Annotated in this window: 15 protein-coding genes and 2 pseudogenes; 8 read left to right on the top strand and 9 right to left on the bottom strand. The window is 69.2% G+C overall.

What is annotated here, in order from left to right; genetic code table 11:
• Positions 1 to 2: 2 nt before the first annotated feature.
• The 7 genes from ACZ7GZ_RS36490 to ACZ7GZ_RS36520 form a co-directional block, all read right to left on the bottom strand.
• A complete protein-coding gene (locus ACZ7GZ_RS36490; RefSeq protein WP_471031116.1) occupies positions 3 to 1,361 on the bottom strand; it encodes an MBL fold metallo-hydrolase in 1,359 nt (452 codons plus the stop codon).
• 196 nt (positions 1,362 to 1,557) lie between these two features.
• Positions 1,558 to 2,787, bottom strand: coding sequence for an NAD(P)/FAD-dependent oxidoreductase (locus tag ACZ7GZ_RS36495; RefSeq protein ID WP_471031118.1), 1,230 nt, complete (start codon positions 2,785 to 2,787; stop codon positions 1,558 to 1,560).
• Positions 2,788 to 3,480: 693 nt separating this feature from the next.
• The gene (locus tag ACZ7GZ_RS36500) at positions 3,481 to 3,768 is read right to left on the bottom strand and encodes a metal-sensitive transcriptional regulator (protein WP_471031121.1); all 288 of its coding nucleotides are present in this window, start codon (positions 3,766 to 3,768) and stop codon (positions 3,481 to 3,483) included.
• 219 nt (positions 3,769 to 3,987) lie between these two features.
• Positions 3,988 to 4,434 carry a hypothetical protein gene (locus ACZ7GZ_RS36505; protein WP_471031122.1) on the bottom strand — a complete coding sequence of 149 codons (447 nt, stop codon included), beginning with the start codon at positions 4,432 to 4,434 and terminating at the stop codon, positions 3,988 to 3,990.
• A 925-nt stretch (positions 4,435 to 5,359) separates the two neighbouring features.
• Positions 5,360 to 6,052, bottom strand: a complete 693-nt coding sequence (locus ACZ7GZ_RS36510) for a TetR/AcrR family transcriptional regulator (protein ID WP_471031123.1) — start codon at positions 6,050 to 6,052, stop codon at positions 5,360 to 5,362.
• A 53-nt stretch (positions 6,053 to 6,105) separates the two neighbouring features.
• Entirely contained in the window at positions 6,106 to 6,735 is a 630-nt protein-coding gene (locus ACZ7GZ_RS36515) for an HAD family hydrolase (RefSeq protein WP_471031126.1), read from the bottom strand.
• Between the two features lie 60 nt (positions 6,736 to 6,795).
• A complete protein-coding gene (locus ACZ7GZ_RS36520; RefSeq protein WP_471031127.1) occupies positions 6,796 to 7,995 on the bottom strand; it encodes an acetyl-CoA C-acyltransferase in 1,200 nt (399 codons plus the stop codon).
• Between the two features lie 333 nt (positions 7,996 to 8,328).
• On the opposite strand from ACZ7GZ_RS36520, the gene ACZ7GZ_RS36525 reads away from it, so the two are divergent.
• A complete protein-coding gene (locus ACZ7GZ_RS36525; protein ID WP_471031155.1) occupies positions 8,329 to 9,201 on the top strand; it encodes an alpha/beta fold hydrolase in 873 nt (290 codons plus the stop codon).
• A gap of 3 nt (positions 9,202 to 9,204) precedes the next feature.
• The gene (locus tag ACZ7GZ_RS36530) at positions 9,205 to 10,026 is read left to right on the top strand and encodes an SCO6745 family protein (RefSeq protein WP_471031129.1); all 822 of its coding nucleotides are present in this window, start codon (positions 9,205 to 9,207) and stop codon (positions 10,024 to 10,026) included.
• Positions 10,027 to 10,322: 296 nt separating this feature from the next.
• Here the strand turns inward: ACZ7GZ_RS36530 and ACZ7GZ_RS36535 are convergent, their stop codons facing one another.
• A complete protein-coding gene (locus ACZ7GZ_RS36535; RefSeq protein WP_471031130.1) occupies positions 10,323 to 12,101 on the bottom strand; it encodes a serine/threonine-protein kinase in 1,779 nt (592 codons plus the stop codon).
• A 440-nt stretch (positions 12,102 to 12,541) separates the two neighbouring features.
• On the opposite strand from ACZ7GZ_RS36535, the gene ACZ7GZ_RS36540 reads away from it, so the two are divergent.
• From ACZ7GZ_RS36540 to ACZ7GZ_RS36560, 5 genes and pseudogenes are all read left to right on the top strand, one after another.
• The gene (locus ACZ7GZ_RS36540; protein ID WP_471031132.1) at positions 12,542 to 15,313 is read left to right on the top strand and encodes a helix-turn-helix transcriptional regulator; all 2,772 of its coding nucleotides are present in this window, start codon (positions 12,542 to 12,544) and stop codon (positions 15,311 to 15,313) included.
• Between the two features lie 357 nt (positions 15,314 to 15,670).
• The gene (locus ACZ7GZ_RS36545) at positions 15,671 to 16,027 is read left to right on the top strand and encodes a hypothetical protein (RefSeq protein WP_471031133.1); all 357 of its coding nucleotides are present in this window, start codon (positions 15,671 to 15,673) and stop codon (positions 16,025 to 16,027) included.
• Positions 16,028 to 16,081: 54 nt separating this feature from the next.
• A pseudogene (locus ACZ7GZ_RS36550) lies at positions 16,082 to 16,465 on the top strand (IS5/IS1182 family transposase); the annotation flags it as partial.
• Between the two features lie 175 nt (positions 16,466 to 16,640).
• Positions 16,641 to 16,811: pseudogene (locus ACZ7GZ_RS36555) on the top strand (metallophosphoesterase); the annotation flags it as partial.
• A 154-nt stretch (positions 16,812 to 16,965) separates the two neighbouring features.
• The gene (locus tag ACZ7GZ_RS36560; RefSeq protein WP_471031134.1) at positions 16,966 to 17,250 is read left to right on the top strand and encodes a hypothetical protein; all 285 of its coding nucleotides are present in this window, start codon (positions 16,966 to 16,968) and stop codon (positions 17,248 to 17,250) included.
• A 223-nt stretch (positions 17,251 to 17,473) separates the two neighbouring features.
• Here the strand turns inward: ACZ7GZ_RS36560 and ACZ7GZ_RS36565 are convergent, their stop codons facing one another.
• A complete protein-coding gene (locus tag ACZ7GZ_RS36565; RefSeq protein ID WP_471031136.1) occupies positions 17,474 to 18,022 on the bottom strand; it encodes a GNAT family N-acetyltransferase in 549 nt (182 codons plus the stop codon).
• Positions 18,023 to 18,184: 162 nt separating this feature from the next.
• On the opposite strand from ACZ7GZ_RS36565, the gene ACZ7GZ_RS36570 reads away from it, so the two are divergent.
• Positions 18,185 to 19,381 carry an SMI1/KNR4 family protein gene (locus ACZ7GZ_RS36570; protein WP_471031138.1) on the top strand — a complete coding sequence of 399 codons (1,197 nt, stop codon included), beginning with the start codon at positions 18,185 to 18,187 and terminating at the stop codon, positions 19,379 to 19,381.
• Positions 19,382 to 19,600 lie beyond the last annotated feature (219 nt).

A 19,600-nucleotide genomic window follows, 5' to 3' on the forward strand; every position in this document is an offset into this window, starting at 1 on the left:
CGTCAGCCGGTGACGACGGTCAGCCCGGCGCCCGCGGCGGCACTGAAGCCGTCGTCGACGGCCACGACGTCACGGCCCGCGGCGTCCAGCAGCGACGCGGCGATACCGGCCCGCATCCCTGCGGCGCAGTGCACCCAGACGGTTCCTGCCGGCACCTCACCGAGCCGCTCGTGCAGCTGATGGATCGGGATGTGGACCGAGCCCTCGATGTAGCCGGCCGCTCGCTCGGAGTCGCGCCGTACGTCCAGGACGACGATGCCGTCCATGGCGTGCCCGGCCAGGCCGGCGAACGTGGAGCGGGGGAAGGATGCGAGGCTCTCCCCCGCTGGCACCCATTCCTGCGGTGTGCCGGTCGCAGCGGCGGCGGGCCGGTCGATGCCGACCCGGACGAGTTCGCGCTGGGCGGCGGCCAGTTGCTGGGGGGACTCGGCGAGCAAGGTCACGGGCTTGCCCCACGGGATCATCCAGGCGAGGTACGTGGCGAGCTTGCCGTCGGCCTCGAAGTTGAAGGACCCCGCGACGTGGCCCTCGGCGAACGCGACCCGATTGCGCAGGTCCACGACCCACTCCCCGGCCACGAGACGGGCGGCGATCTCGTCGGCGTCCGCGATGGCCGGTGGGGTCAGGTCCAGGGGGGCGGGACCGGCGGCGTTGGCCGGACCCATGTGGGTGTAGTACGCGGGGATGTCGTCGAGCTCGGCGAGCAGCCGCGCGACGAAGGAGTCGACGTCGGTGGTGAGCGCCGCGTTGGCGGACTTCTCCTTGCCGATGGTGGTGGTGTCCCCCTCGGCCTGCGTCGAGGAGCAGAAGCTGCCGAAGCCGTGCGTGGGCAGCACGGACGTCTCGTCCGGCAACTCGGCCGCCAGGCGGTGTGCGGAGGCGTGCTGGGCGCGGGCGAGCTGCTCGGTCAGTCTCGGCTCGACCAGGTCCGGCCGGCCCACCGTGCCGATCAGCAGCGATCCGCCGGTGAACGCCGCCACCGGCTGTCCCTCCTCCCGCAGGACGTACGAGGTGTGGTGCGGGGTGTGGCCGGGTGTGGCAACGGCACGCAGCTCCAGCCCGCTGTCGATGGTGGCGGTGTCGCCGTCGGCAACAGGTATTCGTGCGAACGACACGCGGGCCCCGGCGGGAACCAGGTAGGCGGCGCCGGTCACCCGGGCCAGCTCCAGACCGCCTGTGACGTAGTCGTTGTGGATGTGGGTCTCCACCACGTGGGAGATCCGTACGCCGCGACGCGCGGCCACTGCCAGCACCTGGTCGAAGTCGCGCGGCGGGTCGATGGCTACGGCCGAGAGCTGGCCGCCGGCGAGGTAGCTGCGGTTGCCGAGGCCCTCGAGGTCAAGGGTGTCGATGAAGAACACGGCGATCTTTCCCTTCCCAGCGGGATTACTCCCGGGGGTATGCGTACCAGCCCGGGCACGAATACCCCCCGGGGTATTTTTGGACATGTGTACCTTCCCGGGCGGGCGCGTCGTCCGGTGTTCGCCATGTGCGACGCGCCGCGTCTGCCGGGCAGGGGAAGACGGGCCCGGTCGGAGGAAGCCCGGGCCGGTCGGTTCAGAGGCGGCCGGTCAGCATGCCGCGCCAGTACACCTGCGGCAGGACGTACCGCTTGAAGGCCCACATATCGCGCCGTTCCTTGAAGGTGTCGATCAGCGGGAAGGTGGGTGAGGGCTTCAGGTCGTAGTCGAACTCGGCGAGGAGCATGCGATCGCGGGCAGTCACCAGCGGGCATGACGTATAGCCGTCGTACCGGCGCGCCGGGCTGTTGCCGTTCATCACGTCGAGCAGGTTGGCCGCCACGACCGGAGCCTGTTTGCGTACGGCCGCACCGGTCTTCGAGGTCGGCAGGTTGGCCACGTCACCGAGCGCGAACACGTTCGCGTACCGCGGGTGTTGCAGTGTGTGCTTTTCCGCGGCGACGAACCCCAGAGCACTCGCGGGGTCGGCGAGCGGGCTGCCCTTCACCCAGTCGGGCGCGCTCTGCGGAGGCACGGCGTGCAGGAAGTCGTAGGGGACGGTCTCCGCGGTGCCCCGCGCGTGGTCGGTGAGGACGACTTCCCGGCGGTCGCCGTTCACGGCGGTCATCTCGGACCGAAGCCGCACTTCGATGCCGTACCTGCCGGCCACCTGCTCCAGAGTGCGGGCCCATTCGGGCACCTTGAACAGGACGGGATCGGGAATGACGAGGATGACCCGGATGCGGTCCAGGACCATCTGCCTGCGCCAGTGGTCGGCGGCCAGGTACGCGATCTTCTGTGGTGCTCCGCCGCACTTGATCGGAGTCGCCGGATGCGTGAAGACGGCCGTGCCGGAACGCATGCCCTTGATCAGCTCCCAGGTACGCGGAGCATATTCCGGCGCGTAGTTGCTGCACACCCGGTCGTGTCCCACCGCCTCGGCGAGACCGGGCACGGCATCCCAGTCGAGTTGCAGTCCGGGAGCCATGACGAGGTACTCGTAGGCGAGCCGGGAGCCACCGGAGAGCGTGACGGTCCGCGCGTCGGGGTCGACGGCGAGTGCCTGCCGGCGTAACCAGCGCACTCCGTCCGGGATGACGGAGGCCTCGGAACGCCGGGTGATGCGCAGGGGTGCCTGACCGCCACCGACCAGGGTCCACAGGGGCTGGTACCAGTGGCTGTCGGACGGTTCGACAAGGGTGATGTCGGTGACGCCGGCGCGGCGCAGGCGGGCGGCGACGCTGATTCCGGCGCTGCCGCCACCGATGATGGCGACGCGGTGCCGTCCGGCGATCGTCTCGCCGCCGGGCGAGGGACTGGCGACCATGGTGGTAATCCTTCCGTCTGGTCCTGGGGCCGTGAGGAGGATGGTTGGGCCGGCACCGCAGGCGCCCGCGGTGCCGGCGCAAAGCAGCCTCGGCAAGGGCGTATTGGAGAGCCATGCCGCCGCGCGCCAGGTACTTCTCGCAGGGGCCGCACCTTCGGGGCGAGTCCCTTTGCGCGCCAGTGGTTGCCTCCTCAAATACCCCCGGGGGTGTACGCACGACGAAGCTACGGCGACCCGAGGAGGTGGGTCAAATACCCCAGCGGGTATTTGCCTGTCGGGCAAAACCTGCTGCACGGAAGTGGTCGACATGTCGTCGGCCATGACCTCGGCCGGGCGGGGCCGCTCGCCGTCGGAGCTGTTCACCGGCCTGTGGGGGACCGATCGTCGCCGGTACGGGTCGACCCTGCCCCGTCGCCGGGCGATCTGCGCCAGTGGGCAAAGACCGGTACAAGAGGCAGGAGGGGGGGCGGGGGGTCCGTCACCGGACCATGGAGGACTGATCGCGTCCACACCAAGGAGGCAGCCGCATCACCGCTTGAGGGACATGATGGTGGAGGAGGCGTTCACGCAGTGCCAGTCCGAGGTCGGATACCGGGACGGCCTGACACACACCCGCGACCGCTTTCGCGGCGACTCCCGTGGAAACGGAGCGGCAAGCCCGGGGCTTCCCTTGATCCGCCCGGCCGGAATTCCTCACGCCAAAGACAGGAACAGCTTCTCCAGTCGCGCACGCATCGCCTCCGAGTCCGCACCGCTCCCGCGGCCGGACTCGATGTCCGCCACACACTGCTGCAGGCCGGAGGCGATGATCGCGAAACCGGCTCGGTCGAGGGCCCGCGAGGCGGCGGCCAGCTGCGTGATCACGTCCTCGCAGTCCCGCCCCTCCTCGATCATCCGGATCACTCCGGAGATCTGTCCCTGCGCACGTCGCAGCCGGTTCAGCACAGCCCTCAGAGACGCGCCCTCAAGATCCAATTCCACGACCACTCCTCGCAAAATACCCCTAGGGGTACTCTACGTCTCGGGTCGCAACGACGGCGACCACGATCACCTCTGCCCTGACCACCCCCTCGCCGCCGACACCGACCAAGCCCGCCCCCGGCTGCACGGACTCGCCGACCTCGCCACGACGCTCGCCCGACGGATGCGGCAAGGTGCCGGCTCCGCTTCACCAGCAGCAACCCGGCAGTCGCTGGGAGGTCAGCCGATCCGGTCGAGCACGGCCTGGAGGTCTTCGAAGGCGTAGGCCCAGTTGTGGCACTTGAAGCTGCGCAGATCCGTGATCGCCTCTCCGCAACCGTGGCACCGCAGTCCGGCGATGGCCTCGGGTGCCTCGGAATTCACGTACTTGTGCACGCCCAGGATCACTTCCGCGATCATGCGTCGCTCATGCGTACGGGAAAGCGCCGACGAGACGATGTCCAGCCAACTGGGTTCCCGGCCGCACGATCCGCAGGCGCGGGAGTCGCCGCTCACCCAGAGGGGTGCACCGATGGTCCCGGCCTCCATGCCGAGAAGCTCCTCCACCTTACGTACGTCCTCGTCCTTGGTGACCCAGCGGTGGCGGCCGGGCAGCGCGGCGGGCGAGTCGTAGACGACCTGGAACACTGCGTCGCTGACTCTGCGGGTTTCACGCTGTGACGTCATGGGGACTGCCTTCCACCTGGTTCGTTCACGGAAGTCCGGGCTGCCCCGGTCCCGCGCGGTCCGGCACTGGCCGGTGGCGTGTGCCTCGCCTGCTTAGTGACCGCCGCGGGGCCTGTTCGCACGCAACAGCCCCGGAGATCGTCCGAGAGGATCGCCCCGGCACACCATCGGAGGACATGTCCGCCGAAGCGCAGCAGGCCGCACTGCGGCACGTGGTGGCGGACCACAGACAACGGCGTCTGCCACCGCTCCCTTATCCGGGGGGACGCGCTCGCCGCGACCGGCACGAAGCCCAAGCGGACCCGGCCCTACACGCCGTGGACGACTGGAAAGGTCGAACGCTATAACGGCCCACTCTCCCGTGGGCCTACACGTGCATGACTACACCTCCGAGCGCGACCGCCGTACCGCACTCGCTGACTCCTGAACTACGGCAACCACGAGTGGCCGCACGCCGCCCTGGGCGGGAAGCCGCCGATCAGCCGGACGTCTGGCAGCGACTACCGCGTCACCTTCGATCACTCGCCGGAACCGGTCGACGTCTTCCCTCAGCAACTGACCATCGAGGACTTCGTGGAACCAACACCCTGACAGCAGCGCGCTCCGGCATCCCCCGTGGGGCGGCCTCTCCCAGCACCACGGCGAAGAGCGAGAGCTCTGCCTCGCCCATGGGAGGAGCTCCCGGAGGAGCGGACGAGCGGCGACGCACCGGCCGCGTCCGGGTGGGCGTACTGACCACCGTCATCGGAGGGGCGGCGCGCCAGCCGGGCGACTGCGGGGGCGGGACGCAGGCCCGGGAGATCGTGGACGGGTCTGCGGCATCCTGACCCGCCTGTCGGCACCGCCCGGCTGAGAGGCTCGTCGGTACCCTGTGCCCCGGCATGGCCCGGGTGCAGGCGGGTCTCGCCCGGGTTCAGCTGCCGGATCAGCGGTGACCGGGGAACCGCAGGGCGTTCGCCCAGAGCCGGGTGACCGTGGACACGAGTTCCTCGAAGTCCACCCGCGCACTTTGCTCCTGCTGTTCGCCGAGCACGAAGGCGTTGTAGGCCATGACGCTGACCATGCCCGACAGCGCACGGGAGGCCGTCATCGGATCGACCTCGCGGTCCGCGACACCCCGCGCCTGCAGGTCGGCGATGCCACGGGCGTTGCGGCGGATGAACGCGTCGGCACGCCGGCTTCGGAACTCACGGAACTCCGGCTCCACTTGTGCGACCTGCTCCAGCAGTGCCATCAGTTTCGCATTCCGTCTGTATGCCTCGAGATAGGCGCGATTGCTCGCCTCAAGCACCGCATACGGATCGTCGGTGCACTGCACCCGGCCCATGCCGGGGTGCATCATGTCCTCCTGCGCTTCCAGGAGGACGGCGGCAAGGACCTCTTCCTTGTTGGCGAAGTAGGTGTAGAAGGATCCCGCCGCGCACTGAGCCTCTTTGGTGATGTCGGTCAGGCGGGTGTCGAGGTAGCCGTCCCGTTCGAACACCGTGCGCGCGGCCTTCACGAGAGTGGCCCGTGTGCGGGCTCCGCGCTTCGTCGTGGGCGGCTCACGAAGGTGCGAGAGGGGAGCCATGGGCGGTGCCTTCTCGCCGTCGATCTCCTCGGGCGACGTGCTGTTCATCCCGGGAACTCTACTTGAATCCGACGCCACGGTCAGAGAGCCGAAGGGCGGGTTCAGGCGGTGATCCCGAAGCGTTCGGCAAGTTGCCGGCGGGTGTCGGAGGCATTGGTGTGCAGCACGCCCCCGATGCCGATCCGGGCCGCTCCGTCGAGGTTCTGCTGCAGATCGTCGATCATGACCGCCTCCCCGGGATCGACACCGAGGCGTTCACAGGCGATCGCGTAGATCCGCCGGGAGGGCTTGCGGATCCCGACCTCGGCGGAGATGACGACCACATCGGCGACAGCGGCGAGGTCGATGCCGTCGTAGGTTCCGGTGCCGAACGAGTTGGACACCAGCGCAACCGGACGGCCGGCGGCCCGGAGATCATCGAGCAGCGAGAGCATGTCCTGGTCGATCGACAATCCCGCCTGCATCCGCGCCGTCAGACCCTCGGCCGGTACGTCGGCGCCGTGGACGCGGAGGCGTTCGGCGAATCCCCGCTCGAAGGCTTCTGTGTCGATACGGCCGCACTCGTGGTCGGCCAGGAGGGTGCGTGATGGCTGATCCCTGCCGAGAAGGTCCAGAGGCAGCCGCGGGTCGCCGCCGAGCGAGGCGCCGAAGTCGGTGAAAGCCCGCAACACCGAGGACGTGATGACCCCGCCGAAGTCCACCAGGACCGCGGTTCGGGTCTTTTCCGCCATGTTCGACACCGTATCCACGCCTCTCTCGAAGTTGGGTTGCATCCGGCAGGGATGCCGAGTTCAGACGACCTCGAACAGTCCGGCTGCGCCCATTCCGCCGCCGACGCACATCGAGATCACCACGTACCGGACCCCTCGGCGCTTGCCCTCGATGAGGGCATGACCCACCAGGCGGGCTCCGGTCATTCCGTACGGATGACCGACCGAGATCGCACCGCCATCGACGTTGAACCGCTCGGGGTCGATGTGCAGTTCGTCGCGGCAGTACAGCGCCTGGGAAGCGAACGCCTCGTTGAGTTCCCACAGGCCGATGTCGTCGATGGTGAGGTTGTGCTGTTTCAGCAGTTTCGGGATGGCGAACACCGGACCGATGCCCATCTCGTCCGGGCCGCAACCGGCGACTGCCATCCCCCGGTAGACGCCGAGCGGTGCCAGTCCGCGACGCTCGGCCTCCCTCGACTCCATCAGCACCGACGCCGAAGCCCCGTCCGACAGCTGCGAGGAGTTGCCCGCCGTCACACTGGACTGCGCGCTCACCTGACCGTCCGGCAGCACCGGCGCCAACCCGGCCAGGCCTTCGAGCGTCGTCGACGGGCGGTTGCCCTCGTCCCGGGTCAGGGTGACCTCCTCGTCGCGCACCTCCCCGGACTGCTTGTCGAGCACCTTCTTGACGCTGTTGAGCGCGACGATCTCCCGGTCGAACCGCCCGGCCTCCTGCGCCGCCGCGGTGCGCTGCTGCGACACCAGCGCGAACTCGTCCTGGCGTTCCCGGCTCACGCCGTAGCGTTCGGCGACGATCTCCGCCGTCTGCAGCATCGGCATGTAGATGCCCGGCTTGCGCTCGACCAGCCAGGGATCCGCCATGCGGTGGGTGTTCATGTGGTCGTTCTGCACCAGGGAGATCGACTCGACACCACCGCCGGCAGCGATCTGCATACCGTCCACGACGATCTGCTTGGCGGCCGTCGCGATGGCCATCAGGCCCGACGAGCACTGCCGGTCGATCGACATCCCCGAGACGGTGTCCGGAAGCCCGGCGCGGAGAGCGGCCTGACGCGCGACATTGAAACCGGAAGACCCCTGCTGCGCGGCGCAGCCGAGGATCACATCCTCGATCTCGCCTCCTTCGAGCCCGGCGCGCTGCACCGCGTGCGAAAGGGCATGGGCGGCGAGTTCCTGCGCCTGGGTGTCGTTGAACGCGCCGCGGTAAGCCTTTCCGATCGGCGTCCGTGCCGTCGAAACGATGACTGCTTCCCTCATGTCGCCTCACTGCTTCCTGTTGGTCCGGTTCGCCCGGGAGCGACGGAGCGGGGATCGGTACGGGATTCCGAGCTCCGCATGCCGGGATGGATGCCGGTAGGCGGCGCCGGGCGCCGACTACGGCGCGGCGAGGGCTCGTCGACCGTCCCCTCCGGTACGCGATGACGTGAGCCACGACCGAAGGGTGACGGGGCGTCGGCCTCCGGACCGGTTATAGTTGAATCCGACGTCAGGTTCAATTAGATCCACGCCACGCGCTCGCTCCCTTGACAGCACACCCTCCCGCCTGAAGGATACCGACCAGTTGGTACGAGGAGGGGGAGAGTGACCGCGCTGAGCATCTCCACCGTCGCGGGCGTGTTCGACGCGATCATGGCGGGTCCGCCCGACGGCCGCCCGGTGCTGCTGCTGCACGGCTTCCCCCAGACGGGGCTGGTGTGGCAACGGCAGATCGCGGCGCTGGCCGCGGAGGGCCACCGGGTGGTGGCGCCCGACCAGCGTGGGTATTCCCCGGGCGCCCGCCCCCGGAGGCCCGAGGACTACCGCATGGGCCACCTCGTCGACGACGTGGTCGCGATCGCCGAGCAGCTGGGCTGGGCAGCGTTCGACCTGGTCGGCCATGACTGGGGAGGCGCGGTGGCCTGGTGGACCGCTCACGCCCACCCCGGCCGGGTGCGCACACTGACCGTGGTGTCGACCCCTCACCCCGGCGCTCTGGCGACCGCCCTGCGCACCGATGAGGATCAGCGCGAACGCTCCCACTACATGATCGACTGGCGCGAAACGCCCGCGACCGAAGCACGCATGCTCGCCGACGATGCCCGAGAGCTTCGCGCGCTCTACGCCGGCACGGTCCCCCACGCCAGTGCCGAGGCCTACATACGGCACCTGTCCGAGCCGGGCGCTCTCACCGCGGCGCTGAACTGGTACCGGGCCGGCCGCCCCGACGGCGCGATCGGCGTCATCGACGTACCCACGCTGTACGTCTGGAGCACGCAGGACAGCGCGTTCGGCCCGGCGGCAGCGCAGCAGACCGGGCAGTGGGTCAGTGGGCCGTACCGGTTCGAGACCCTTCAGGGCGTCAGCCACTGGGTCCCCGAGGAGGCGCCCGAGACGCTGAGCCGCCTGCTGCTCGAACACCTGCGTACGCACGGTGAGTACGGAACAGCAGCGAATACCCCGTTCGTCGACTCTCCGAAGAGGTGACCCATGAAGGCAGCGCGCGCGGCCTGGCGCGGACTCGAGCCCGTGCACGGCATGATCTACTTCGTCCCCGAGGCAAGGCGACGGTACGCGGACCTGGGACTGAGCGGACGCGCCGGGTACTTCGCCTCGCGGAGCGCCGCGTTCGGCCGGGCATCCGCCGAGCTGGTCGTCTCGACCTTCTACAACTTCAATCCCGATCTGGTACGCCAGGCACTCGACGGGGCCTGGGACGCAACGACGCCGCAGCAGGTGCTGGACGCGCGGTACGCCGCGGCGGACGAAGCCCTGCGGCGGGCGGGAATCCCCGAGCTGCCCCACTTGGAGGAGGTCCTGACGCTGGCTCGCCGGGCAGCCGAGGCGGCGTGCGAACACACGGAGGGCCGCCCGCTGTTCGCCGCGCACGCCGCACTCCCCTGGCCGAAGGAGCCGGTACTGCAGCTGTGGCACGCCCAGACGCTGCTCCGGGAGTTCCGTGGAGACGGGCATGTCGCGTGCCTGCTCAGCGAGGGCGTCGGAGGTTTGGAGGCCCTGGTTCTGCACGCCGCCACCGGCGAAATGCCCGTCGACTTCCTCAGGACGAGCCGCGCTTGGTCCGAGGACGAGTGGGCCGGCACCCGGGAGCGCCTGCACGAGCGAGGCCTGCTCGACGGCGACTCCCTCAGCTCGGAAGGCGCCCTCCTGCGGCGGCACATCGAGGACCGCACCGACCGTCTGGCCCTGCCGGCCTACGCCGCCCTGGGTGACGCCGGCTGTGAGCGTCTCGCCGATCTCGCGAGCCCCTTCGGCCGCGCCGTGCTCGAAGCCGGCCTCCTCAAACTCGGCTGACCCGGCCTGCTCGCTCGGCGAAACCCACTGCCGGTCACGGCCGCATGGGCCGGCGCTCCGGACTCGGCCGAGGTGGCCGGGTCTCCGGCGAGGAAGCGGTCACGACAGCGGGTGGCAGCAAGGGATGGTGGGCTGCCCTCGCCTCGACCGCCACCTGCGCACCACCGTCAGCGTCATCACCACCGTCGACAATCCCGCCTTGCTCCAGCGCATGCGCAGCGAGCCCTTTCCAGAAGACAGACCGATTCGTCCGCGTCCCGTTGAGGCGCCTCCGCGGTGTGCGCGGCAAAGGCCCCTCACTTGTCATTGGGCATGACCCTCACCACCTTGCCCTTGGAATCCGCCTGGAGGTAGCCGAGCTGGTTGTAGGCATTGCTGAGGTACACGGCCATTCCGACGGGCGTGCCGAAGTCGTTGTCCGCCAGTTCCAGGACGAGATAGCGCGTGGTCACATGATCGACGTTCAGCTTCTTCTCGCCCTCGCGCAGCAGTGCCGGCACCGCGTCCCAGTCGAACCCGTCGAGGGTGACGGGTTTGTCGCCGTCGAACAGCGTCGAGCTGATGATGCCCTTCTCGACGGCCTGCCCGGGACGGTACGTGTACGTGTCGTACTTGGTGTCGCTGCCCTTCACCATCAGATCGGCGCTGACGTAGTCCTGGTAGACCGTGAGGCCTCCGAAGCGGTCCCTGCCGGTCTCCGTCTTGAGCGCCTCAACGGCGGTGCGGATACCGGCCGGTGTCAACAGGTCGGTCTTGCCGGTCCGTTCCGTCCCCGCCGGCGAGGCCGAGACGGGGGCCGATCCACCCGTTGGATCTGCCGGAGTGGTGGAATCGGCGGACCGCGAGGGGCCGGACGAGCCGGAGGCATGGGTGCCACCGTCCGGCCGCAGGGTCCATATGAGAGTTCCGGCGAGCGCCACTCCCGCCACGGGCAGGCCCACCCGTATCCAGCGCCGGCGGCTCTGGCGTACCGCTGTGGTCGTGGATCCGGGCCGCGCGTCCTCGGGGCCCGGTGACATGGTGTGACCGGGGCGGCTGTCGTAAGGCCCCGGGGACATCACGGGTGCCGGACCGAAACCGTTTGCCACCGTCGCTTTGCCGGGGGCCGGTGCGGCAGGCATCGCCGGCGCGGGGCCGGGAGCCGGCATGACAGGCCTCTCCGGCTCGCATACGGGAGCCGGTCCGCCGAGCGGGGGGTGCAGTGGGTACGAGGTGGGTGTCAGGGCCTCACGGGACGCGGCGTCCAGCATCCGCTCGAGCTCTGCGGCGCCGGGCCGTGCCGCAGGGTCGCGGACGAGGACCCGGGCCAGGACGTCTTTCAGCGCGCCTGCCCGGACCGGTGGCAGGATCTCTTCGCTCAGGACGGCGGCGAGCGTCGCGAGCGTCGTGTTCCGGCGCAGCGGGTGATGACCCTCCACAGCGGTGTAGAGCATCATTCCCAGCGACCACAGGTCCGAAGAAGGCCCGCCGTCGTGGCCCGAGACGCGTTCCGGTGCCATGTAGTCGGGGGTGCCGATGATCGACCCGGTGACCGTGAGGGCGGTCGACTCGCGGATCGCCGCGATACCGAAGTCAGTGAGCACCGGACGGCCGTCGGGACGCAGGAGAACGTTGGCCGGTTTCACGTCGCGGTGCTCGATGCCGACCTCGTGCGCCGCTCGCAGGGCGGCCAGCACCTCGCGTCCGATCAGCGCTGCTTCCCGGGGTTCCATCGGTCCGCGGGTGAGACGGTCGGCCAGGGAACCTCCGGTGACGAGTTCCATGACGATCCAGGGGTAAGCCCCCGCGCCGCCGTCCACGATGTGGTGGATCGTCACCACGTTGGGATGGTCGACCCGAGCCAGGGCGCGAGCCTCCCGCAGTACCCGCTCTCGAAGCATCCGCGCGGCTTCCGGGTCATACTCGGCGAGGTCCGGATCGGGCGGCCGGACCTCTTTGATGGCCACGCTCCGCTGCAGCACCAGATCCCGTGCCAGCCAGACCAAGCCCATACCGCCACCGCCGAGCCGTTTCTCCAGCTCGAACCGCCCGTCGACAACCCGTCTGCCGCTGTTGTCGCTGCCCGCATCGCTCATGGACGGGAGCATAGTTGCCGCCCCTGACACCCCGCGCAGGCCACCCGCAGCCCAGCAGTCCCGCGGCGGACGGCGACGCGGCCCGGTCCACACGGGGGCAGGGCCGTCCACGCGGACAAGCCCGGCACCGTCCGCACTCGGCACGCCGGTTCAGGAACAGGAAGTCGACGGGGCTTCTTTTGACCGGCCCCTCATCCGGGCCGGGGCCGGAGAGATCACCGGCACTGCATCCCACACACAGCACCGACCGCCTGATCCCATCACGCCCCGCAGCGGGCAGGGATTTCTCAGCTCATCTGCCATGAAGGCAAGAGAAGGTCGCTCGGACGGGTGAAGGCACCCAGCGGTGAAGAACCTCCCGCCGGGACCCGTGCGTGATGGGGTGAGGGTGGCCGACGCCGGGGCCCACCAGCACGCTGAACCAGCGAGGAGATGCCGATTTGTCGCCGCAGACACCTGGGTCCCTGTTCCTGGGCAGGGAAAGGGAACTGAGCAGCCTGAAGGACCGGCTGGACGCAGCGGCCCGTAACGCGCCCCAGGTCGTCCTCATCGACGGGCCCGCCGGGATCGGCAAGACCTCACTGGCCCGGCGCTTCCTGGCCGGCGTCGCCTCGGGCTGCTGCGTGGTGAAGGCCAGCGGCGAGGAACTCGAGATGGAGCTCACCTATGGACTCATCGCGCAACTGGTACCGCAGCTGCCCGACGCACCGGAAGCACTGCGGGCGCCGGACCTCAGCATGCCGGGCAGCGCCGCCACGCAGGACCCGATCGCGGTCGGCGCCCTGTTCCTCGACGCCCTGGGACAGCTCCAGAACCAGGCCCCGGTGGTGCTGCTGATCGACGACGTCCACTGGGCGGACACCCCCTCACTGCACGCACTCACTTTCGCGCTACGGCGGCTGCGCATGGACCGGGTTCTGGCCGTGCTGGTGACACGGGACGCCAATGATCCACGGCTGCCCCATGGGCTGCACCGCATCTTCCACGAAGACACCACGCTCGCGTTGACGCTGGAAGGCCTCGGCCTCGCGGACGTCGTCGCGCTCAACGCCGCTGTGGGACCATCGGTCATGCCCCGCTGGGCCATTGCCCGGCTGCAGGATCACACACGCGGAAACCCGCTGCACACCAAGGCACTTCTGACGCAGTTTCCCACCGACGTCCTCAGTGGCAACACTCTCCTGCCGGCTCCACGCCGATACGAACAGCTTGTCACCGCGCGGCTCGCACGGTGCAGCGACGCCGCACGCCACCTGGTCGAAGCCGCCAGTGTCCTCGGTATGTCCAGCCCCCTGCACCTCGCCGTACAAGTAGGTGCGGTAGGGGACCCGCTGGACGCGCTGGCGGAGGCTCTGACCCACGAACTCCTGGACGAGGATCCCGCCGGTGCCATGCCCGGGGTCGCCTTTCCGCATCCGTTGCTGCGGGCGGCCGTCTATCGCGGGCTCGACCCGGCCGAACGCTCCCGCCTGCACCACCTGGTCGCCGCCCACTCGGACGATCAGCATGTCGCGCTGCAGCATCGAGTACACGCCGCCATCGCACCGGACGGAGGTCTCGCGGACGAACTCATCGACTTCGCCACACAGCAGGCGGAGAAGGGCGCCTGGGCGGCAGCCGCATCCGCTTCCGCTTCCGCCGCCCGGCTGTCCACTCAAGGAAACCTTCGGGAGCGGTGGTTGATGCGGACCGCCGAATACCGCCTGCTCGCCGGCGACGTCAGCCAAGCAGCCGAACTCGAGCCGATGATCCATGAGATGGCGCCGGATTCGGAACAGCAGTACGTACTAGGGCACCTTGCCCTCACCATGGGCCGTCTGGAGGAAGCACGCATACGGCTCGCCGCCTGTTGGGAGCGCTGCACCGCGGCCACGGGATGCGAAACCCTGCGGAGTGCCGCCGAGCAGATGGCCTGGCTGTGCCTCATCCAGGGCGACGCGCCCGGCATCGTCGCATGGGCACGTCGCGGGCTCGACCTCCCACCGGGGAAGCGGTCGTCCTTCCTGCGTGACTCGCTCGCCATCGGATTGGCGATCTCCGGCGACTACGACGCGGGCATCCGCTCCCTTGCCCACCTCCGGCCCGCGGGGCCCCGCGACACCCCGGAGCAACTGGACGGTCTGCTGGCGCGGGGCATGCTGCGGTTGTGGAACGGTCAACTGCGGGAGGCCCGCCAGGATCTGAAGGACGCCTCCGACTCGCACCGGCGCGGCGGACTGCCGTATGCGGCTCTCGTGGCACTCGGCTTCCTCACCGACGCCGAATACCGGGCGGGACTGTGGGACGAGGCCATCGCCCACGGCACCCTGGCTGTGTCCCTGGCCGAGGACACCGACCAGATCTCCATTCTGGCCGTCGTCCACGCCGTCACCGCGTTCCCTCTCGCCGGCCGGGGCTACTTCGAGGCCGCCGAGGAACACGCCAGGACCGCCGCGCGCCACGCGCGGGTACTCGGCGACGTCAACGACGGTGCGTTCGCCGCGACAGCACTCGCACTGGCACACGCTGCCCGCGGTGACGACGAGCGCGTGGTGGCCGAGCTGATGCCGTTTCTGAGCGAGGAGATCGTCCACCGCAACGGTCTCGAAGAGGCCGGGATCGTCGCCTGGCGCCCCCTGCTCTGCGAGGCCCTGACACGCCTGGGCCGCAAGGACGAAGCCCTCGCCGTGCTGATGCCGTACGAGGACCGTGCGGCCGAGCGACACCGATGGCTCGAACAGGCATCAGCCGCGCGATGCCGGGGCCTGGTGGAGGAGGCGCACGGCAACCGGGAAGCGGCGGACCAGGCGTTCCGGAAAGGGTTGCAGTACTGCGAGGGAGGAGAGCCGTGCTGGGAGGAAGCCCTGCTCCGTCTCTCCTACGGCACCTTTCTGCGCCGCGCCCGCCAACGCACGAAGGCGGTGGCCGAACTTCAAACCGCTCACAAGACGTTCCTTCAATTGCAGGCCACGCCGTATCTCAAGCGGTGCACAGGCGAATTGACGGCCTGTGGCGGCTCGGCGGCGGCCCAGAGCGGTATCCGTCCTGCCGGGCTCACCACACAGGAGCTGACCGTTGCCCGACTCGCCATGCAGGGGATGTCGAACCGCGAGATCGCACAGGAACTGGTCCTCAGTGTCAGAACGATCGAGTACCACCTGGCCAATGCCTACGTGAAACTCGGCATCACCACCCGCATGGGACTGATCGGCAAGCTGGGCAGGGAGATCTGACGCCCGGCGCGTCGGTGGCCGGCCCCCTGTACCGCCTCGCATCACGGGGCCGACCGACCCCGTAGCCCAGGGCTGAACCCAGGGAAATCACTGGGGTGCTCGCGATCGTCTCTTCGTAGCGTACAGAGCGACGGAGGACCGCTGCCGAACAACCGTTGTTCAGCAACGGAGCCGCACCCACGTGCGGCGGAAGGCCTCGTCGCCAAGCGTTTCCGATCTGTAGGGGGGACCATGCGGCCTTGCGCGCCGGCCCCAGCCTCTCGGTTCTTCTGCACCCTGATGCTGGGCTTGACCCTTGTGACCATGAGTGGCTGCTCATCGAACGATACGAATTCCCCGGGCCAGCATCCGGACCCGGTGATCTCCACGCCGACAGAGACCACACCGGAACCCGACCCCACACCGCCCGAGCCCGAGCCCGAGGTGCAGTGGTCCGTCCCCGACGACGTGGTGGGCGTCTGGTGCGGTGGCGCGAACGACGCACCGGACGGTCACTGGACGTATGCCTTCAGCGACGAAGGCGAGTTCGCGGCGCGGAACGAGAGGACCGGCTTCTCCGGTCATGTCGTTACCGAAGGGGACATCATGACCTTCTACGTGAAGGGGACCCGTCCCTTCCAATCGACGTGGTCAGTGGGCTACGAGCAAGCTCTCGGCGACAACCTCCTCTACCTCGACGGCTACAGCTACGTCCCGGGAAGCTGCGACTCCTAGGCACTGTCCGATGGGTCGCGTGACCAGCGCCGGACGCTCATCGTTTTGGCGGTTGTGGGGCGGGGTGATCATTCGGATACCGAGCGGGCTCGGGCTCGGCCAGAGCCTGACCTTCCGAAGAGCGTGGGGCGGTACAGGCGTTGGAAGAACCACCGCACCGTCACCAGCGGCGTCCTCTTCCGCCACCGACGTTGGTCGGCGGACGGCACTTGGCAGAAAATCCTGTGGGCCGTGCAAGCTGATGCCGACGTGCAGGGCCGGATCGACTGGAGCGTGGTCAGCGTCGGCTGCACAGTCTGCCGTGCCCACCAGCATGCTGCCGGAGCCCATCACCGGCCAGCACGGATACCAGGGGGTTCGGTGCAATTCCCGATCATGGAAGATGCATCGATGACCAGTGAGAACGAGGCAGGTCGAGTCCGGCAGGGCCGGACGTCAACAGGACTGTTTCGCCGATGAGTTGAGGCTTCGAACACCTCCCTCAGCGGCACGGGGCCCTTGTCCTTTGCGGGCACCGCCGCCCTCGCCAGATAACTGGCCATGCTGAAAAAGGCTCATTGCAACGGCCAGACTCCACGAAGCACGCAGGAGCCCCGGGCAGGGAAGTCCGGGGCTTTTGCTCGAACGCGCAGGCGACACCCTCTTGGTCGCCGGCGTGGACGACGTCACCGCCGAGTCCTCCGGCCTGGCAGGCCACCGCGCCCACCTCGCCGGAGCCCTGAACGGCGCCGACCCCGACCTGCCCGTCCTGCTCCTGGCACGCCAGCCCAAGTTCAGCAGCCGAGAGTGAGTACGTCTACGCGCTTGGTTGAGTAGAGCGCCTCATGAAGTGCACGAGGGCTGGCGACGACCATCGGCTCATGAATCCTCAGACCTACGCGAGGCTCTACGGCCCGTGGAAGCCGACTCCGTCGGCTACAGCCCGTCCAGGGGTCACGTTGCTGACGGCTCTGCTCGGCGCTGCCACGGTCCTGTCGATGGCATGGCTGACTTTCCTGGTAGGCATGATCGCACTGTGGGGTGCGGCGGAAGGGGCGGCCGTCGGTGGTTTTCTCGCGGAGTACGCGGCGGGCGTGGCCGGCGGTGCCGCGCTGCTCGCCGCGCTCGCCTTCGTGCCCGGGGTGCGTCGCACGACGCCGGCCGGACGGCGGCTGTTGCTGACTGCGGTTGCGTGTCCTGCCCCACTCGTTCTGGCTGTCGTGACCTGGCTCGGCGCTGGCTGACCGCTTCTCCTGCCTCGCATCGAACCGTTCACGGGGCGGATCACCGCAACGCCCGTGGTGACGAGGTACGCCGCCCGTCTATTCGCCGAACTGAGCACCGTACTTGGCGAGAGATGCCGGCCGGAGCGCCCAGCCACAGATGTTGTGACTGAGCGTTCAACTTGGCGGCCGGGCGCTCGATTTGCGAGGCTGAGCGTTCTGGTCGTTGAGGCGGGCGAGACCGTCAGTCGCCGGTCCGCGGCCGGTCGACGCGGTAGAGGTAGTGGGTCTGGTCATCGACCGGGTTGTCCGGCTCCAGGTTTCCGGTCCCGACCCGGCTGAGCCCTGCTCGCTCGAGCGCCCGCCACGAAGGGCGATTGGCTGCCACCACCGGGACGAGAACGCACGGGACGGTCGGGTGTTCGGCCCAGGTTCGCGCGATGACGGAGTGGATCATCGCCGTCCCGATGCCCTGGCCGGTCTGGCGGGGATCGCCGATCAGGTAGTCGATGGTCACCGTGCCTTCAGGTACAGGGACGATGGCCGCCAGCTCGGCCAGGTACTCGGGGTAGTCGTGCAGGCGTGAACGCTGTACGAGACCGACCGGTCGACCTTCGAGGAAGACGAGGAGGTCCTCCGAGGGCTCCTCGCCTCGGGCAGCGGGACCGAAGTCGCGTGCCACCGCTTCCGCTGTGGTCTCGTGATTCCACCAACGCCTCACATGGGGTTGCTGGAGCCACATGCGCAGCAGAGGGAAGTCCTGCTCCTCGATCCGACGCCATGTGATGTCCATGAAACCGCTCCGGGAATGCTCTCCACTCCTCGCAGGCTAACGTGCTGCGCGGACCATGCCCAAGGACTGCGCCAACCCAAGCGCTCCATGCGCCAAGTGGAATGCTCAGTCACAAGACGGAAGAATCAGCCGAGTACATGGCGCACCCTGGAAGGACGTCAATTGACATCGGACATAACCACGTTCACCCCCTCCGCGGAGCGCCCGCCCTCCCCCGTCCCCATCGGCTGGGCGGCCGTCGAGGACTGGCTCGGACTGCGGCTGCCGGCCGACTACAAGCGGCTCGCCGACCGGTACGGGCCGCTGGACTTCGGTGAGTACTTGTGGATCCACGTGCCGTGCGTCCAGCGGGACCGCTTCGACTACGGCGAGTGGCTGCGCGCGACGCACCGGGAGGCGCGGATCGAGGCACGGGAGCTGCCCGAGGCCGAGCGGCCCGTGCTCCACCCCGAGCCCGGCGGCCTGTTGGCCTGGGGCTGCACACGGGGCAGCGACGTACTGTTCTGGGACACCTCGGCCTCCGACGACCCGGACGAGTGGACCGTGGTGGTGCGGCACTCGGGGACGGTGCCGGGCAGTGGCCTGCTCCGCTGGCACCGGTACGACCTGACGCTCACCGACTATCTGCGGCACACCGTCCGCGACACCTGGGAGCTCCCTTCCCCTCCCGGCCCGCTGCTGGGCCCGCTGCCGGGCACCGTCGCACGGACCGCCTTCCTTCCCGACGCCGAGCCGTGGACCCCGCCCGCGCCGGTCCCGCCCCGGCTCACCGAGGCCGAGCGCCGGGTCGCGCTGGAGACGGGCACCGGGCTGGACGCGCTGCGGCTGCTGTCGCCGCGACCAGGGCGGCCGTACCTCGGCGACGGCTCCTGGGAGGGGCTGTTCGCCGAGCTGGGCACACGGCTGCCCGGTGAATACGTGCGGCTGATGGACGAGTACGGCGCCGGCATCTGGAGCGGTTGGCTGCGTTTCCACACCCCGCTCCGGACCGGCGAACGGCGTTTCCTCACGCACGTCGAGGACACCGTAGACGCCTACCGGCAGCTCAAGGACGGCCACGCGGAGTGGTACCCGCTGGCCGTCTGGCCAGAGCCCGGCGGCTTCCTCCCCTTCGCCAACTCCATCGACGGCGACTACCTCGGCTGGCTCACCGAGGGCGGGGATCCCGACACCTGGCCGCTGATCGTCTGGCCCCGCCACGCGGACCAGGGGCCGCCGCTGGAGGGCGGCCTGATCGACACCCTCCTCGACTGGCAGCGCGGAACGCTGGTCAGCCATGGGTTCGCCACCCTGGACGAGGACGACGACCCCGTCGAGTTCGCGGACTTCCGGTCCTGGGACGACCGCGCCTACTGGTGAACACTCAGCCGGCGACCACCCGGTGCCCGTCCGGCCGGCGCGCTGGGTGTCGAGCTCGCGCCGGCGTTGTGCGACGTACCGGCCGGGGCGATGCCCGTGCTGCCTTCGAGTCGCACTCCGACGTGCGCCACGGCCACCGGCCTGGCTGTGCGCTTTCCCTGGACGGCCGCAGCGAGTAAGCCCGGGACCGGCTCAAGCACCTATGCGAGCGGTGCACGC

Source organism: Streptomyces sp. NPDC037288 (assembly GCF_055603265.1).

What these genes read in the sequence shown, in the direction of transcription:
- ACZ7GZ_RS36535 (WP_471031130.1), bottom strand. Translation starts at nt 12,101, where the DNA reads ATGAGCGATGCGGGCAGCGACAACAGCGGCAGACGGGTTGTCGACGGG.
- ACZ7GZ_RS36520 (WP_471031127.1), bottom strand. Translation starts at nt 7,995, where the DNA reads ATGAGGGAAGCAGTCATCGTTTCGACGGCACGGACGCCGATCGGAAAG.
- ACZ7GZ_RS36530 (WP_471031129.1), top strand. Translation starts at nt 9,205, where the DNA reads ATGAAGGCAGCGCGCGCGGCCTGGCGCGGACTCGAGCCCGTGCACGGC.
- ACZ7GZ_RS36495 (WP_471031118.1), bottom strand. Translation starts at nt 2,787, where the DNA reads ATGGTCGCCAGTCCCTCGCCCGGCGGCGAGACGATCGCCGGACGGCAC.
- ACZ7GZ_RS36505 (WP_471031122.1), bottom strand. Translation starts at nt 4,434, where the DNA reads ATGACGTCACAGCGTGAAACCCGCAGAGTCAGCGACGCAGTGTTCCAG.
- ACZ7GZ_RS36515 (WP_471031126.1), bottom strand. Translation starts at nt 6,735, where the DNA reads ATGGCGGAAAAGACCCGAACCGCGGTCCTGGTGGACTTCGGCGGGGTC.
- ACZ7GZ_RS36565 (WP_471031136.1), bottom strand. Translation starts at nt 18,022, where the DNA reads ATGGACATCACATGGCGTCGGATCGAGGAGCAGGACTTCCCTCTGCTG.
- ACZ7GZ_RS36510 (WP_471031123.1), bottom strand. Translation starts at nt 6,052, where the DNA reads ATGAACAGCACGTCGCCCGAGGAGATCGACGGCGAGAAGGCACCGCCC.